Origin of the sequence: Amycolatopsis decaplanina DSM 44594 (assembly GCF_000342005.1) — a bacterium.
GTDB lineage: Bacteria > Actinomycetota > Actinomycetes > Mycobacteriales > Pseudonocardiaceae > Amycolatopsis > Amycolatopsis decaplanina.
In genome coordinates this window covers 271,929-286,986 of the sequence record NZ_AOHO01000071.1, presented here as the reverse complement: position 1 = coordinate 286,986, position 15,058 = coordinate 271,929, and the positions used below count along the sequence as shown (strand labels likewise).

The window sequence follows — 15,058 nt, the reverse complement described above, 5'->3', positions numbered from 1 at the left end:
CGACGCAGGCGTGGGGAGAACAAGCGCCGAGGCGGGAAAAGTCCCCCAAGCTGGGCATGGAGCCGTGAGGCACGGAAAGATGGGCGCATGCGCCCCATGATCACCACCAGCGAACTCGCCGCGCGGCTCTCCGGGCCGGAATCGGCACGCTCCGTAGTCCTCGACGTCCGCTGGCGCCTCGCCGGCCCGCCCGGCGCCGACTCCTACCGTGAGGCACATCTCCCGGGCGCGGTGTACGTCGACCTCGACACGGCGCTCGCCGGGGAGCCGGGTGACGGGGGCCGCCATCCGCTGCCCGAACCGGAAACACTGCAGCGGCACCTGCGGGCGGCCGGGGTCCGCGCCGGTCACCCGGTCGTGGTCTACGACGACTCGGACGGGTCGGTCGCCGCCAGGGCGTGGTGGCTGCTGCGCTGGGCCGGGCACGCCGAGGTCGCCGTGCTGGACGGCGGGTTCGCCGCCTGGGCCGAGGAAGAGCGCCCGCTCACCGACGAGGTCCCTTCGCCCGCGGAGGGCGACATCGTCGTGAAGCCCGGCGGCATGCCGGTGCTGGACGCGGCCGAGGCCGCCGAGCTCGCCAGGGACGGGCTGCTCTTCGACGCCCGGGCGAGGCCGAGGTACGCGGGGGAGACCGAGCCGATCGACCCGCGCGCCGGGCACATCCCCGGCGCGGTCAACGCGCCCTTCTCCGGGCACCTCGGGGAGGACGGTCGTTGGCGCGACGCCTCGGAACTGGCCGAACGCTTCGAAGGGCTCGGCGTGACCCCGGAGACCCCGGTCGGTGTCTACTGTGGATCGGGCGTCACCGCCTCGTCCGTCGTGCTCGCGCTCGAGGTCGCCGGTCACCCCGCGCCCGCGGCGCTGTACGCGGGTTCGTGGTCGCACTGGTCCCGTGATCCGGAGCGCCCGGTGGCCACGGGGGATCTGCCGGGTTGACCCGCGGGCGGTCCGGAACGCCGCACGAGCCGCTTCCGGGCACTAGAGTTCGCACTATGCGAGCACCGGCCGTCGTATGGGACTCCTCGCTGCTGGGTTACGACCTCGGCGGCGAGCATCCGTTCAACCCGGTGCGCCTCGAACTGACCATCCGGCTCGCCACCGAACTCGGCGTGCTCGACGGGGTCGAACTGCTCGTCCCCGGCCGGGCGGCCGAAGACGAGCTGCGCCGCGTGCACCTCGGCGAGTACATCGAGGCCGTCCGGCAGGCGCCGATGACCGGTGCCGATTTCGCGCACGGCCTCGGCACCGAGGACAACCCGGTGTTCACCGGGATGCACGAGGCCTCCGCACTGGTCGTCGGCTCGACGCTGCTGGCCGCGCGGAAGATCGCCGAGGGCGAGGCGACCCGGGCGGTGAACATCGCGGGCGGGCTGCACCACGCGATGCCGGGCAAGGCGTCGGGTTTCTGCGTCTACAACGATTGTTCGGTGGCGATCTCGTGGTTGCTGGACCACGGTTTCGACCGCGTCGCCTACGTCGACACCGACGTCCACCACGGCGACGGTGTGCAGACGGCGTTCTACGACGACCCCCGGGTGCTGACCGTGTCCCTGCACCAGCACCCGTTCACGCTGTGGCCGGGCACGGGCTACTCGGCGGAGATCGGCAAGGGCGGGGCCGAGGGCACCGCGGTCAACCTGCCGCTACCGCCCGGCACCCGCGACGGCGGCTGGCTGCGGGCGTTCGAGGCGGTGGTGCCGTCGCTGCTGGAACAGTTCCGGCCGCAGATCCTCGTCACCCAATGCGGCGTCGACTCGCACGAGGAAGACCCGCTGGCGGACCTCTCGCTCTCGGTGGACGGCCATCGCGCCATCTACCGGCGGCTGCGTGAACTGGCCGAGGCGCACGCCGGCGGCCGCTGGCTTGCCGTGGGCGGCGGTGGCTACCAGCTGATCCGGGTGGTGCCGCGGTCCTGGACCCATCTGCTCGCCACCGTGCTCGACCGCGACGTCGACCCGGCGACGGCGCTGCCGCCGAACTGGGTCGCGTCGATCTCCAGGGCGGCGCCGAAAGCCGAGATCCCGGCCGGCATGTCCGACGGCCGCGAGACCGTGTTCGTCCCGTGGGGAGACGGAGAGGACGAACCGGTCGACATCGCCATCCGCGACACCCGCCGCGCGATCTTCCCGCTGCACGGCCTCGATCCGGACGATCCGAGGGACTGACATGGCCAGTGAGGACATCAAGCGCGACCCCTACGACTACCCGCGTGAGTGGGAGGCCGACGTCCTGCTCTCCGACGGCGGCACGGTGCATCTGCGCCCGGTGATCCCGAGCGACGCCGACGGGCTCGTCGCCTTCCACGGCCGGTTGTCCGAACGCACCCGGTACTTCCGGTACTTCGGCGCCTATCCGCGGATCCCGCAGCGGGACCTCGAACGGTTCTCGGTCGTCGACCACCACGACAGGGTCGCCTTCGTCGCGTTGCTGGGCGACGACATCGTCGCGGTCGGCCGGTACGAACGGCTCGAACACGGACCGTCGGCCGAGGTCGCGTTCGTCGTCGACGACGCACACCAAGGCCGGGGACTCGGGTCGATCCTGCTGGAGCACCTTGCCGCCGCCGCGTCGGAATCCGGGCTGCGCCGCTTCGTCGCCGAAGTACTCGCCGAGAACGCCGCGATGGTCCGCGTGTTCCGTGACGCGGGCTACCAGGTCAGCCGCGAGATCGAGGAAGGCGTGCTGCACCTGGAGTTCGACATCGACCCGACCGAGGAGTCGCTCGCGGTCGCCCGTTCCCGGGAACAGGCCGCCGAGGCGCGCAGCGTGCACAACCTGCTGCACCCGAAGTCGGTCGCGGTGATCGGCGCGTCCACCGATCCGACGAAGATCGGCTACGTCGCTCTCACCAACCTGCTCAGCGCCGACTTCGCCGGCACGGTCTACCCGGTCAACCCGGAGCACAAGTCCGTCCGCGGTGTCCGTGCCTATCCGTCCGTCGTGGACATTCCCGACGCCGTCGACCTCGCGCTGGTCGCCGTGCCCGCCGAGGCCGTCGAGTCCGTTTTGGACGGTGCGCTGGCCAAAGGGGTCAAGACCCTCCTGATCGTCTCGGCCGGGTTCGCCGAGGCCGGACCGCACGGGCTGCACGCCGAACTGAGGCTGGTCGGGGAGGCCAGGGCGCACGGGATGCGGGTCGTCGGCCCGAACGCGCTGGGCGTGCTCAACACCGACGCCTCGGTCCGGCTCAACGCCACCCTCGCGCCCCGTCTCCCCGCACGCGGCCGCACCGGGTTCTTCTGCCAGTCCGGCGCGCTGGGAACCGCGATCCTCGCCGACGCCGAGGCGCGCGGTCTCGGGCTTTCGACGTTCGTCTCGGCGGGGAACCGGGCCGACGTCTCCGGCAACGATCTGCTCCAGTACTGGGAGACCGATCCGGCGACCGACCTCGTCCTGCTGTACCTGGAATCGTTCGGCAACCCGCGCAAGTTCGCGCGCCTCGCGCGGCGGCTGGCGCGGACGAAGCCGGTGGTGGCGGTGAAATCCGGCAGGCACGCCGTCCGCCCGCAGCTCGCCGCGACGTCGGCGGAGGTCGACGAGTCCAGTGTCCAGGCCCTGTTCGAACAAGCGGGCGTCGTCCGCGTCGACACGCTCGCGCAACTCTTCGACACCGCGCTGGTCTTCGCCCATCAGCCGCTGCCTGCCGGGCCGCGGATCGCCATCGTGGGCAACTCCAGTGCCATCGGGTTGCTCGCCGCCGACACCGCGCGGGCGCACGGCCTCCGCCTGACCGCCGACCCGGTCGACGTCGGGCCGCAGGCGAGCCCGGAGGAATTCGCCGCCGCCGTGCGCGAAGCACTCAACTCGCCGGAGACCGACGCGCTCGTCGTGGTCTTCGTGCCGCCGCTCGCGATCCCGGGCGCCGCCTACGCCCGCGCGCTGCGGGAGGCCGTCGTCGAGATGGACAAGAACAAGCCGATCGTGTCGACCTTCCTCGCCGTCGAGGGGGTGCCGGACGAACTGGCCGTGTTGTCCGAGGACGGCGTCCCGACGCGGGGTTCGGTCCCGTCGTACCCCAGCCCCGAACGCGCGGTGAACGCGCTCGCGCGAGTCGTGCGCTACGCCGCCTGGCGGCAGCGGCCACAGGGCAACCTGGTGCGTCCCGCCGGACTGCACGCCGAGCAGGCGCAGGTGATCGTCGGCGAACTGCTGGCGGCGGAGGACGGCAAGACGACGTTGCTCTCCGACGACGACGTGGTCCGGCTCCTGGGCTGCTACGGCATCGACGTCGTCCCGTTCCGGGTCGTGACGTCCGCGGACGAAGCGGTGAAAGCGGCCGAGGACCTGGGATTCCCGGTCACCCTCAAGGCCGTCGACGAACGGCTGCGCGGCAGGCCGGACCTCGCCGGGGTGCGGCTCGATCTGTCCTCTGTGGACGGAGTGCGCCGGGCGTACCTCGATCTGCGGGAGATCTCCGGTGACGACGAGGTCTACGTCCAGCGGATGGCGCCGAAGGGCATCTCGTGCGTGATCGGGCTGCAGGACGACCCGTCGTTCGGCACGCTCGTGTCGTTCGGTCTCTCCGGATTGGTCAGCACGCTGCTGGGGGACCGGGCCTACCGCGCGGTCCCGCTCACCGACGTCGACGCCGCCACGCTGCTGCGCGAACCGCGGACGTCGCCGCTGCTCACCGGGTATCGCGGTGACGAACCGGCGGATCTGGCCGCGCTCCAGGACATCGTGCTACGCGTCGCGGCGCTGGCCGAGGACAATCCTGAGGTCCGCTCGATGACGCTCGACCCGATCCTGGCCTCCCCGGACGGCGCTTTCGTCGCCAACGCCCGGATCGTGCTGGGCCCGCCGCCGTCCCGTCCCGACACCGGGCCGCGGCGGCTGCGGCCGATCAACGCCCCTGCCTGAGCTCGGTCGAATCCCACTCCTGGGGTGAGCGGGCCGCGAGTTCGGTGTCGTGGCCCGCGAACGCGGCGATATCGGCCGGGATCGAGATGGTCGTGGATCGCGTGCGGAAGAGCGGCCGCGCCGTGGTGCCCAGGGCCGCGTGACGCAGGGTCTTGCCGAAGAACGCCGAGAGCCGGGCTCGCTGTTCGGCGACGCTCCGCGCCGGATCGATGGTGCCGACGAACGCGGCCGGGGCGTTGCCCAATTGCGGCAACAGCGTCTGGTAGTCGGTGAAGCTGAAGTGCTCGCCGTCCGGTAGCCGCACCTCGCGGGTCCAGCCGCGCTGATTGCGGAGGAACTTTTGCCAGGACGCGTCCGACGCGGCGCTGTGGTCGCCGGCGCTCATCAGCAGGAACGGCCGGTCCAGCCCCTCGTCGGCGACGCGGCCGAAGATCCGCTGCGACTGCGAGTGGGCCATGCTGCCGTCGAGGTCCGCCCCGGCGACGATGCGCCGGTCGGTGACCATAGTCTCGCCCGCGGTGAACCCGCCGGCGGAGTGGCCGAACATGCCGACCTGGGTCAGGCGGAGTGAATCGAGGACGAAGCGCGTGTCCTGGACGCGGGTCTCGATCACCCTCTTCGACACTTCGATACTCGACGGCGGCAAGGCCTTCTTCGCGACGCGGCCACCGGGGAACTCGACCGCTTCCGCTTCGTGGGTGTGGTCGATGGCCACGACGACGTAACCCTCGCTCGCGAGCTGTTCCTGGTGCGTGGTGCCATGCGAACGCGACAAGGTGCCGCCGGGCGAATACAGCACGACAGGTCGCTTGCCGCCGATCGCGGGCGCGCCGATCCGGGAGTGGGTGGGGAACCGGTAGTCGAGCTGATCCGCCGCCATGCCCAGTTTGACGGCGTCGCCTTCGGCCACCACCTTCGCGACACCCGGCGCCATGTACGGCGCTTTCGGCTTGTTGCTCGGCAGTGCCGGATACCGGACGGTGACCATCAGTTCCCGCGCGAGGCCGGGAACCCACGGGTCCTGACGGGAGTGGTCGATCAGGTGGAGATCAGTGGTGCCGACCACGTAAGGGCCTGTCGGCGCGGGAAGGCTCAACCGTACGGGGGCCGCCGACGCGGACGGCGCGAGGAGGACGGCGGGCAGGGCGAGAGCGGTGGCGAGGACGCCGATCCGGCGCGGGGTTCGTTTCATGGCACCGAACGTAGGCAGCGGAACGGTGCCGGGACATCGGGAAGATCACCGGTGCCGACCCTGGGATCAGTCCCGGGGGTAGCGCATCTCCCGCGCCGCCGCGGAACCCTCGGCCGCCAATTCCCGCTTGAGCACCTTGTGCGTCGCGGTCCGCGGCAGCTCGCCGATCACCCGCACGAACCGAGGCCACTGCTTCGGCCCGAGATCACCTTGCGCGGCAACGAAAGCGGCGAACTCGTCCGCGTCGATCGGCGACCCGCAGACCAGCGCGGCCATCACCTGGTCGCCCACCCGCGGATCCGGAACGCCGTACACGGCGACCTCGCTGACGGCGGGATGCCGCAGGAGCGCGCGTTCGATCGGGGCGGTGCCGAGGTTCTCGCCGTCGACACGCAGCCAGTCACCGAGCCGTCCCGCGAAGTAGCAGTAGCCGTCCGAGTCGAGGTAGGCCAGGTCGCCGGTGTGGTACATCCCGTCGCGCATCCGCTCGGCCTCGGCCGCCGGATCGCCGTAGTAGCCGGCGAAGAAGCCGGGACCGCCGGTGTTGACCAGTTCGCCGACCGCCTCGGCGGCGTTGAGCAGTTTCCCGCCCGCGTCGAATTCCGCCGGGGGACAGGGTTTCCCGGTTTCCGGGTCGAGGACGGCGACACCGTCGAGCAGGCGGCCGAGCGAACCGGCCGGAGTGGTGGCGTCCCTTCCGAAATTCACGCCGCCCTCGGTCGAACCGAACGCGTCGACCACGTGGCAGCCGAATCGCGCGCCGAAAGCGGCGAGGTCGGCCTCCGCGCCTTCGTTGCCGTAGACCAGTTTCAACGGGTTGTCGGCGTCGTCGTCCTGCGCGGGAGTGGTGAGCACATAGGACAGCGGTTTGCCGACGTAGTTGGCATAGGTCGCCCCGAACTTCCGGACGTCCGGGAGGAAACCGGAGGCGGAGAACCGCCGCCGCAGCGCGATCCCAGCGCCCGCGGCGAGTCCGACCGACCAGCCCGCCATGATGGCGTTGGAGTGGAACATCGGCATCGACATGTACACGTTGTCCTGTGTGGACAGACCGAACCTGGTGGCCAGCATCTCGCCGGGATAGGCGATCTTGCCGTGCGTGCACCGGACGGCCTTCGGGGCGCCGCTGGTGCCGGAGGTGAAGATCAGCATGAGCAGGTCCTCGGGCTTCGCGGCCGCGGGGACGACGGCCTCCCGCGCCGGTTCGAGATCGCCCAGCGGCAGCACTGGCACAGCGGCCTCGGACAGCAGCGAAAGGTACTTCTCCTCGGCGAACACCAGCTCGCAGTCGGCCAGCGCGACGTCGCGGGCCAGCGCCGCGCCCCGGCGCGCCGGGTTCAGGCCGACCAGCACGTGCCCCGAGAGCGCCGCGCCGCCGAGCAGGAACGAGAACTCGGGGACGTTGTCCGCGAGCAGCCCGAAATGCCCGCCGGGACGCAGGATCCCGGTGAGCGCGGCCGCGTATCCGGCGCAGGCCCGGACGTGTTCGGCCCAGGACCAGCGCCGGTCTTCGAACAGTAGCCCGGTCGAGTGGTCCTCCGCCCTGGCGAGCAGGAGTTCCGTGACCGTGGGGGTCATGCCGGGTCCGCGGCCAGGAGATCGCCGAGCCCCCGCAGCTGCGCGGTCGCCCCGCCCAGGATGAATTCGAGCCGCTTCGCCGCGACGAAGTAACGATGCAGCGTGTGGTCGACGTCGATGCCGACCCCGCCATGGATGTGCACGGCGGTGTGCGCGACGCGATGTCCGGCCTCGGCCGCCCAGAACTTCGCCGTCGCGACCTCCTCGGCCGACGGCAGGCCTTCGCTCAGCCGCCAGGCGGCCTGCCACAACGACAGCCGGACGGCTTCGACGTCGACGTAGCCGTCGGCGAGCCGCTGCCGCACCGCCTGGAAACTCCCGATGAGGTGGCCGAACTGCTTGCGCTCCCGCGCGTACGCCGCGGTCAGCTCCAGCGCCCGTTCGACGACGCCGAGCTGCTGCGCGCAGACGCCGATCGTGCCCCGCAGCCGCAGCCATTCGCCGATGTCGCCCAGTGAGGCCGTGGCCTTCGCGCCGGACAGTTCGACGAGCGCCGCGTCGGCGTGGTCGACGGTCCGCTGCGGTGAGACGGTCACCGAGTCCCGGTCGAGCAAGAACACCTGACGACCGCCGTCGATGGCGGCTTCGACGAGGAACCCGTGCGCGAAAGCGCCCGAAGGCACCGCGGTCTGCGCGCCGGTCAGGCGCCAGCCGTCGCCGTCGGCCTCGGCGGTGAAACCACACGGCACGCCGTAATCCGGCAGCGCCACCGCGAGGACGTGGTCGCCGCGCAGGATCGGGACGACCCAGCGCTCCGCGAGCCGCCCGTCCCCGAATTCCGTGACCGCCGCCGCGCCCATGACGACCGACGTCAGATACGGCACGGGCGCGACCGCGCGGCCGATCTCGGCCAGGACGGAACACTGCTCGAGCAGGCCGAACCCGCCGCCGCCGACCGACTGCGGCAGCGCGGCGTCGAGCACCCCGGCCTGGGCCAGCGCAGTCCACAGTGGAGCGTCGAATCCGCCGGAACCGTGCGGCCCCAGTACCTCGGGGGTGACCTTGTCCGTCAGGATCCGGCGCGTGAGCGACGCGAGATCCCGCTGCGCTTCGGTGTGTGTGAAGTCCATGAGGTGTCTCCTAGCGCGTGACGGGCAGGCCGAGGGCGGTCGCGGCGATCATGTCCCGCTGGATCTCGTTGGCGCCGCCGCCGAAGGTGAGGATCAGCGACGAGCGGTGCAGCCGTTCGATCCGGCCGCGCAGCAGGGCGCCGGGGGAGCCGTCACGGACCACGGCGCCCGCTCCGAGGATCTCCATCATCAGCCGGTAGGCCTCGGTCGCGAACTCCGTGCCGAACACCTTGGTCGCCGACGCCTCCTCGGGGCCCAGCTCGCTGCTCGCGGCCGCCCAGGCGATCCGCCAGTTCCGCAGTTTCAGGTACTCGGCGTGCGTGTGGATCCGCGCCAGGTGCAGCCGCACCCACGGCTGGTCGACGACGCGGGAGCCGTCGGGCAGTTTCGTGGTCTGCGCCCAGTTCAGCACCTCGCGCAGCGACGTCTGGATCGGTGCTGCCGAGGTCAGCGCGACCCGTTCGTGGTTGAGCTGGTTCGTGATGAGCGGCCAGCCCTCGTTCTCCCCGGCGACCCGGGAGGTCACCGGGACGCGCACGTCGTCGTAGTAGGTCGCGCTCGTGCCCGGCCCGGCGACCGTGTGCACCTTCGTCCAGGAGAAGCCGGGGGCCGACGTCGGCACGATCAGCATGCTCAGGCCCTTGTGCCGGTGCGCCTCGGGGTCGGTGCGGGCGGCCAGCCAGATGTAGTCGGCGTACTCGATCAGGCTCGTCCACATCTTCTGGCCGTTGATGACGTAGTCGTCGCCGTCGCGGATCGCGCGGGTGCGCAGGGCCGCCAGGTCGGTCCCCGCGCCCGGTTCGGAGTAGCCGATCGCGAAGTGCAGTTCTCCGGCGGCGATCTTCGGCAGGTAGAACGCTTTCTGTTCTTCGGTGCCGTAGCGCATGATGGTCGGCCCTACGGTGTTCACCGTGAGGAACGGGACGGGCACCCCCGCCGCGGCCGCCTCGTCGGTGAAGATGAGCTGGTCGAGCATCGGCCGGTCCTGGCCGCCGTACTCGCGGGGCCAGCCGATCGCGAGCCAGCCCGAACTGCCGAGTTCGCGGACGATCTCCTTGTACACCAGGCCGTTGCCGTACTCGCCGCCGTCGCCGGCCAGGGCTTCACGGCGTTCGGGGGTCATCAGCCCGGCGAAGTACTCCCGGAGTTCCCCGGCCAGTGCCCGCTGCTCCGGCGTGTAGTCGATCCGCATCCGTCACCTCTGCCGTCGGTGCTCGTTACTGGTGCCATGGCCGCTCGCGGCGGTAGGGTAGAACCTGTTCTAGTTGTACCAGGTGTGGCGGCGAGGAGGGAATATGGAGATCGACGTCGATCGCTCGCTGTGCGAGGCGAACGCGATCTGTGTCGGCTTCGCGCCGGAGGTCTTCGATCTCGATGACGACGAGGAGCTCGTCCTCGCGTCGGCCGAAGTTCCGCAGAATCAAGTAGAACGTGTTACTCAAGCTGTGGCGAGCTGTCCGAAAAATGCCCTGCTCATACGTGGTTAGCACCGTTTATTTGATGCTTGCATCGGGCAAGAACAGATTCTAGTGTGTGCGGAGAGGCAAGGAGGCCCGGAGTGAGTTTGGACGGCAAGACGGCCATCGTGACCGGGGCCGGCGCGGGACTCGGCCGGGCCGAGGCGCTGGCGCTGGCCGCCGCGGGAGCGTCGGTGGTGGTCAACGACGTGTCGGTCGCGGCGCGGGCGGTGGCCGACGAGATCGAGGCCGAGGGCGGCAAGGCCGTCGCGGTCACCGGCGACGTCTCGGAGTCCGCGACAGCGGACGCGCTGCTCACCGCCGCCGTCGACCACTTCGGCGGACTGCACGTCCTGGTCAACAACGCCGGCGTGTTGCGCGACCGGATGCTGTTCTCGATGTCCGACGACGAATGGGACACCGTGCTCCGGGTCCATCTGCGCGGGCACTTCCTGCTTTCGCGCAATGCCGGGGCGTACTGGCGAGACAAGTCCAAAGTAGACGGCGCGCCGGTGTACGGCCGGGTGGTCAACACCGCGTCGGAGTCGTTCCTGCTCGGCGCCCCCGGGCAGCCGAACTACGGCGCGGCCAAGGCGGGCATCGCCGCGCTCACCGTCTCCACCGCGCGCGGCCTTTCCCGCTACGGCGTCCGCGCCAACGCGATCTGCCCCCGCGCCCGCACGGCGATGACCGAAGCGGTCTTCGGAGCCGACGCGCCGGAAGGCATCGACCCGCTTTCGGTCGACCATGTAGCGCCGTTCGTGTCCTTTCTCTGCTCGCCCGAGGCCGATCGCGTCAACGGCCAGGTGTTCCTCGTCTACGGCGGGATGGTCGCGCTGATGCGGCCGCCGTCGGTGGAACAGCGGTTCGACACCGTCAACGGCACCTGGACCACCGAAGAACTCGTCGCATGCGTGGGCGGCTACTTCGCCGACCGCGACCCGGAACGGATGTTCTCCGCGTCCGAGATCATGTCGCTGCCGTGAACAACAGGAACAGGTGTGGATGACGATGGGCAGGCTCGACGGCAAGGTAGCGCTGATCACCGGTGGGGCCCGCGGGCAGGGCGAGGCGGCCGCGCGGCTGTTCGTCGCCGAGGGCGCGCGCGTGGTGATCGCCGACATCAACGACCTCGACGGCAAGAAACTCGCCGCCGATCTCGGCGAGTCGGCCGTCTACCAGCACCTCGACGTCAGCGACGAGGCCGGATGGGACGCCGCGATCGAGCGCACCGTCTCGGAGTTCGGCCCGCCGACGGTGCTGGTCAACAACGCGGGCATCCTGCACTTCTCGGAACTCGGCAAGACCACGCTCGCCGATTACGAACGCGTCATCCGGGTCAACCAGATCGGGGCGTTTCTCGGGATGCGTTCGGTCGTTGAACCGATGACCGGGGCCGGAGGCGGCTCCATCGTCAACGTGTCCTCAGTCGAAGGGCTCGCCGGGATGCCGTTCCTCGTCGCCTACACCGCGAGCAAGTTCGCGATCCGCGGGATGACCAAGGTCGCCGCGCTCGAACTCGGCGCGAAGAACATCCGGGTCAATTCGGTTCATCCCGGCGCGATCGACACCCCGATGGTCGCCGCCGCCGCGGGCGGGCAGAAAGTCGACATGTCGTGGGTGGGAAAGAAGGTCGCCCTCGGCCGCGTCGGGCAGCCGGAGGACATCGCGAAACTCGTCTTGTTCCTGGCCAGTGACGAAAGTTCGTACAGCACGGGCGCGGAGTTCGTCGCCGACGGCGGCGCCACGGCGACGCACGCACTCAAGTTCTGAACCGGAGGTGCCGAGAGAGCAAAGTGAACACCGCTAACGCAATGGGGCGTTGACAGGTGGAGTAAGACTCGGGGCAGGCGACTGGGAGGTTCTGTGGGAGCGACGATGTCCGTCCCCGGTACGGGTGCGCTCACACAGGTCGGAAGGCTCGCGACCCTGTCGTGGGAAGTCCTGCGCGCGATCTTCAAACGCCCGTTCCAGTTCCGTGAATGGATCCAGCAGTGCTGGTTCTTCGCCAGTGTCACCATCCTGCCGACGGCGCTCGTGGCGATCCCGTTCGGTGCGGTCATCGCCTTGCAGCTGGGATCGCTGACGCAGCAGATCGGCGCGCAGTCGTTCACCGGCGCGGCGAGCGCGCTCGCGATCGTGCAGCAGGCGAGCCCGCTGATCACCGCGCTGCTGGTGGCGGGCGCGGGCGGCAGCGCGGTCTGCGCCGACATCGGCGCCCGCAAGATCCGCGAAGAGATCGACGCGATGGAGGTCCTCGGGGTCAACCCGATCCAGCGCCTGATCGTGCCCCGCGTGCTCGCCGCGATCGTGGTTTCGGTGCTGCTGAACGGTTTGGTCAGCGTCGTCGGTGTGCTCGGCGGCTATTTCTTCAACGTCGTCATGCAGGGCGGCACCCCGGGCGCGTACCTCGCCAGCTTCAACGCGCTCGCTCAAGTACCGGATTTGTGGATCAGCGAGATCAAGGCGCTCCTCTACGGTTTCGTCGCCGGGGTGGTCGCGGCGTTCCGCGGGCTGAACCCGGCGGGCGGGCCGAAAGGCGTCGGCGACGCGGTGAACCAGGCCGTGGTCATCACGTTCCTGCTGCTGTTCCTGATCAACGTCGTGCTGACGGCGATCTACCTGCGCATCGTGCCGCCGAAGGCGATGTGACATGGCAGGCGAACCCGCTGTTTCGGACCGGACGCTCGAGATCATCGCGCGTCCAGGCGCGATGCTGGAAGGCTTCGGCGGCCAGCTGTCGTTCTACTTCCGGGCGCTGGCCTGGACCCCGCGCACGATCCGGCGCTACGGCCGCGAGATCTTCCGCCTGCTGACCGAAGTCAGCTTCGGCACGGGCGCGCTCGCGGTGATCGGCGGGACGCTCGGCGTGATGATCGGGATGACGCTGTTCACCGGGCTCATCGTCGGCATGCAGGGCTACTCGGCGCTGAACCAGCTCGGCACGGCGGCGCTGACCGGGTTCATCTCGGCCTACTTCAACACCCGCGAGGTCGCGCCGCTTTCGGCCGGGCTCGCGCTTTCGGCCACCGTCGGCTGCGGGTTCACCGCGCAACTCGGCGCGATGAAGATCTCCGAAGAGATCGACGCGCTCGAAGTGATGGGCGTGCCGAGCCTGCCCTACCTCGTGACGACGCGGGTGATCGCCGGCGTCAGCGCGGTCATCCCGCTCTACGCCGTCGGCCTGCTCTCGTCCTATCTCGCCTCGCGGCAGATCACCATCTGGCTCTACGGTCAGTCCGCGGGCACCTACGACCATTACTTCACGCTGTTCCTGCCACCCGAGGACGTGCTCTGGTCGTTCCTCAAGGTGATCATCTTCAGCGTGCTCGTCATCCTGTCGCATTGCTACTACGGCTACACCGCCAGCGGTGGGCCCGCCGGGGTCGGCGTCGCGGTCGGCCGGGCGGTGCGGACGTCGATCGTGCTGATCTCGGTTCTCGACTTCTTCCTGAGCCTCGCGATCTGGGGCGCCACCACGACAGTGAGGATTTCCGGGTGAACAGGGGGATTCTGCTGCGGCGGCTCCGGCACCAGGTGCTGGGGCTGATCTTCCTCGTGGTGGTCGTGCTGTTCTTCGTCACCACCATCGCCTTCTACCAGAAGGCCTTCACCACGGTGACCCTGGTGAAACTGGAGACCGACCGGATCGGCAACCAGATGCGCGAGGGCGCGGACGTCAAGGTGCGGGGGATGGTCGTCGGCGAGGTGCGGTCGATCCAGGCCCACGGTGATCGCGCCACGATGGACCTCGCACTGCAGCCGGACAAGACATCGGTCATCCCGTCGAACGTGTCCGCGCGGCTGTTGCCGAAGACGCTGTTCGGCGAGCGCTATGTGGCTTTGCAAGTCCCTGAGAAACCCGAGCGGCACATCGCCGAGGGTGACGTCATCCCGCAGGACCGCAGCAGCAGCGCGATCGAGCTGGAAACCGTGCTCGGCAACGTGATGCCGTTGCTGCAGGCCGTTCAGCCGGAGAAGATGGCCAGCACGCTCAACGCCGTCGCGTCCGCTTTGGACGGTCAGGGCAAGCAGCTCGGCTCGACGCTGGCGGGGCTTTCGGACTACCTCGGCAAGGTGAACCCGTCGCTGCCCGATCTCAAGGCCGACATCACCGGACTCGCCGACGCGGCCGCGATCTACGACAAGGCCGCGCCGGATCTGCTGGCCGCGCTGTCGGATCTGACCACCACGAGCAAGACCCTGGTCGAGAGCCAGCGCGGTCTCGCCGATGTCTACTCGACGGTGACCGCCGCATCGATCGACCTGACGAGCTTCCTGAAAGTGAACCAGGACAACCTGATCCGGCTCACCACCAGCCTCCAGCCTACTTTGGACGTCCTCGCGAAGTACGCGCCGGAGTATCCGTGCCTGCTCAAGCAGCTCGCCGGATCGGTGCCACGCGCGGAACTCGCGTTCGGCAAGGGCACCGCGCATCCCGAGGTCAGCCGGGTGACGATCGAGTTCACGCCGAGCCGGGGCAAGTACCTGCCCGGTGTCGACGAGCCGAAGTACAACGACAAACGCGGCCCTCGGTGTTATCCGGAGGTGCCGCCGCCGGGCCGGTGGCCGCAGTATCCGCCGGACGGCGCGATCGACGACGGGTCCTCGAAACCCGCGCCGCCGCGCGACCCCGACGGCACCCTGCCCTCGAACGGGACCTTGCCCGCGGGCGGGAGCGCGGGCGGATCGGTGGTGAACACGCCGGACGAGCAGCGGCTGATCGACCTGCTCGTGTCACCGGCGATGGGCACGACGCCGGATCAGGTGCCCAACTGGGGCAGCCTGCTGGTCGGGCCGCTGTACCGCGGGGCGGAGGTGGAACTCAGGTGAGTTATGACGTGAACGTGCGGTGGGTGGTCGGCCGCTGCTTCGGGCTCGGGCACAGTTTGGCCTCGCCA

13 protein-coding genes are annotated in these 15,058 nt (G+C 69.9%); 9 read left to right on the top strand and 4 right to left on the bottom strand.

Annotated elements, in window-relative coordinates:
• The first annotated feature begins 87 nt into the window (after window positions 1-87).
• The 3 genes from H074_RS29640 to H074_RS29630 are packed head-to-tail and all read left to right on the top strand — an operon-like array spanning window position 88 to window position 4,860.
• Complete coding sequence (locus H074_RS29640) at window positions 88-936, top strand: sulfurtransferase (protein WP_039923623.1); 849 nt, start codon at window positions 88-90, stop codon at window positions 934-936.
• Between the two features lie 56 nt (window positions 937-992).
• Window positions 993-2,165 carry an acetoin utilization protein AcuC gene (locus H074_RS29635; RefSeq protein ID WP_007033762.1) on the top strand — a complete coding sequence of 391 codons (1,173 nt, stop codon included), beginning with the start codon at window positions 993-995 and terminating at the stop codon, window positions 2,163-2,165.
• Between the two features lies 1 nt (window position 2,166).
• Window positions 2,167-4,860 carry a bifunctional acetate--CoA ligase family protein/GNAT family N-acetyltransferase gene (locus tag H074_RS29630; protein WP_007033761.1) on the top strand — a complete coding sequence of 898 codons (2,694 nt, stop codon included), beginning with the start codon at window positions 2,167-2,169 and terminating at the stop codon, window positions 4,858-4,860.
• On the opposite strand, the gene H074_RS29625 is transcribed toward H074_RS29630, so the two are convergent.
• The 4 genes from H074_RS29625 to H074_RS29610 form a co-directional block, all read right to left on the bottom strand.
• Window positions 4,844-6,052 carry an alpha/beta hydrolase family protein gene (locus H074_RS29625; protein ID WP_007033760.1) on the bottom strand — a complete coding sequence of 403 codons (1,209 nt, stop codon included), beginning with the start codon at window positions 6,050-6,052 and terminating at the stop codon, window positions 4,844-4,846. The genes H074_RS29630 and H074_RS29625 overlap by 17 nt on opposite strands.
• Window positions 6,053-6,118: 66 nt before the next feature.
• Entirely contained in the window at window positions 6,119-7,630 is a 1,512-nt protein-coding gene (locus H074_RS29620; protein WP_007033759.1) for a long-chain-fatty-acid--CoA ligase, read from the bottom strand.
• Window positions 7,627-8,700 carry an acyl-CoA dehydrogenase family protein gene (locus tag H074_RS29615; RefSeq protein WP_007033758.1) on the bottom strand — a complete coding sequence of 358 codons (1,074 nt, stop codon included), beginning with the start codon at window positions 8,698-8,700 and terminating at the stop codon, window positions 7,627-7,629. Before H074_RS29615 ends, H074_RS29620 begins: the two co-directional genes overlap by 4 nt.
• 10 nt (window positions 8,701-8,710) lie before the next feature.
• Window positions 8,711-9,892 carry an acyl-CoA dehydrogenase family protein gene (locus H074_RS29610; RefSeq protein ID WP_007033757.1) on the bottom strand — a complete coding sequence of 394 codons (1,182 nt, stop codon included), beginning with the start codon at window positions 9,890-9,892 and terminating at the stop codon, window positions 8,711-8,713.
• A gap of 103 nt (window positions 9,893-9,995) precedes the next feature.
• Here H074_RS29610 and H074_RS29605 point away from each other — a divergent pair, with 103 nt between their 5' ends.
• The 6 genes from H074_RS29605 (at window position 9,996) to H074_RS29580 (ending at window position 14,990) form a co-directional block, all read left to right on the top strand.
• Window positions 9,996-10,187: a ferredoxin gene (locus H074_RS29605; protein ID WP_007033756.1), complete on the top strand. Its 192-nt coding sequence runs from the start codon at window positions 9,996-9,998 to the stop codon at window positions 10,185-10,187.
• Window positions 10,188-10,258: 71 nt separating this feature from the next.
• The gene (locus H074_RS29600; protein ID WP_007033755.1) at window positions 10,259-11,143 is read left to right on the top strand and encodes a 3-oxoacyl-ACP reductase; all 885 of its coding nucleotides are present in this window, start codon (window positions 10,259-10,261) and stop codon (window positions 11,141-11,143) included.
• Between the two features lie 25 nt (window positions 11,144-11,168).
• Window positions 11,169-11,930: a glucose 1-dehydrogenase gene (locus H074_RS29595; protein WP_039923649.1), complete on the top strand. Its 762-nt coding sequence runs from the start codon at window positions 11,169-11,171 to the stop codon at window positions 11,928-11,930.
• A 105-nt stretch (window positions 11,931-12,035) separates the two neighbouring features.
• Window positions 12,036-12,809 carry an MlaE family ABC transporter permease gene (locus H074_RS29590; RefSeq protein WP_007033753.1) on the top strand — a complete coding sequence of 258 codons (774 nt, stop codon included), beginning with the start codon at window positions 12,036-12,038 and terminating at the stop codon, window positions 12,807-12,809.
• A gap of 1 nt (window position 12,810) precedes the next feature.
• Window positions 12,811-13,659, top strand: coding sequence for an MlaE family ABC transporter permease (locus H074_RS29585; RefSeq protein ID WP_007033752.1), 849 nt, complete (start codon window positions 12,811-12,813; stop codon window positions 13,657-13,659).
• The gene (locus H074_RS29580; protein WP_007033751.1) at window positions 13,656-14,990 is read left to right on the top strand and encodes an MCE family protein; all 1,335 of its coding nucleotides are present in this window, start codon (window positions 13,656-13,658) and stop codon (window positions 14,988-14,990) included. Before H074_RS29585 ends, H074_RS29580 begins: the two co-directional genes overlap by 4 nt.
• The last annotated feature ends 68 nt before the right edge of the window (window positions 14,991-15,058 follow it).

Bases quoted from the DNA above. Each gene is read 5' to 3' on its own strand.
- H074_RS29605 (WP_007033756.1), top strand. From the start codon at position 9,996: ATGGAGATCGACGTCGATCGCTCGCTGTGCGAGGCGAACGCGATCTGT.
- H074_RS29630 (WP_007033761.1), top strand. From the start codon at position 2,167: ATGGCCAGTGAGGACATCAAGCGCGACCCCTACGACTACCCGCGTGAG.
- H074_RS29635 (WP_007033762.1), top strand. From the start codon at position 993: ATGCGAGCACCGGCCGTCGTATGGGACTCCTCGCTGCTGGGTTACGAC.
- H074_RS29590 (WP_007033753.1), top strand. From the start codon at position 12,036: ATGTCCGTCCCCGGTACGGGTGCGCTCACACAGGTCGGAAGGCTCGCG.
- H074_RS29625 (WP_007033760.1), bottom strand. From the start codon at position 6,052: ATGAAACGAACCCCGCGCCGGATCGGCGTCCTCGCCACCGCTCTCGCC.
- H074_RS29615 (WP_007033758.1), bottom strand. From the start codon at position 8,700: ATGGACTTCACACACACCGAAGCGCAGCGGGATCTCGCGTCGCTCACG.
- H074_RS29585 (WP_007033752.1), top strand. From the start codon at position 12,811: ATGGCAGGCGAACCCGCTGTTTCGGACCGGACGCTCGAGATCATCGCG.
- H074_RS29595 (WP_039923649.1), top strand. From the start codon at position 11,169: ATGGGCAGGCTCGACGGCAAGGTAGCGCTGATCACCGGTGGGGCCCGC.
- H074_RS29610 (WP_007033757.1), bottom strand. From the start codon at position 9,892: ATGCGGATCGACTACACGCCGGAGCAGCGGGCACTGGCCGGGGAACTC.
- H074_RS29620 (WP_007033759.1), bottom strand. From the start codon at position 7,630: ATGACCCCCACGGTCACGGAACTCCTGCTCGCCAGGGCGGAGGACCAC.
- H074_RS29640 (WP_039923623.1), top strand. From the start codon at position 88: ATGCGCCCCATGATCACCACCAGCGAACTCGCCGCGCGGCTCTCCGGG.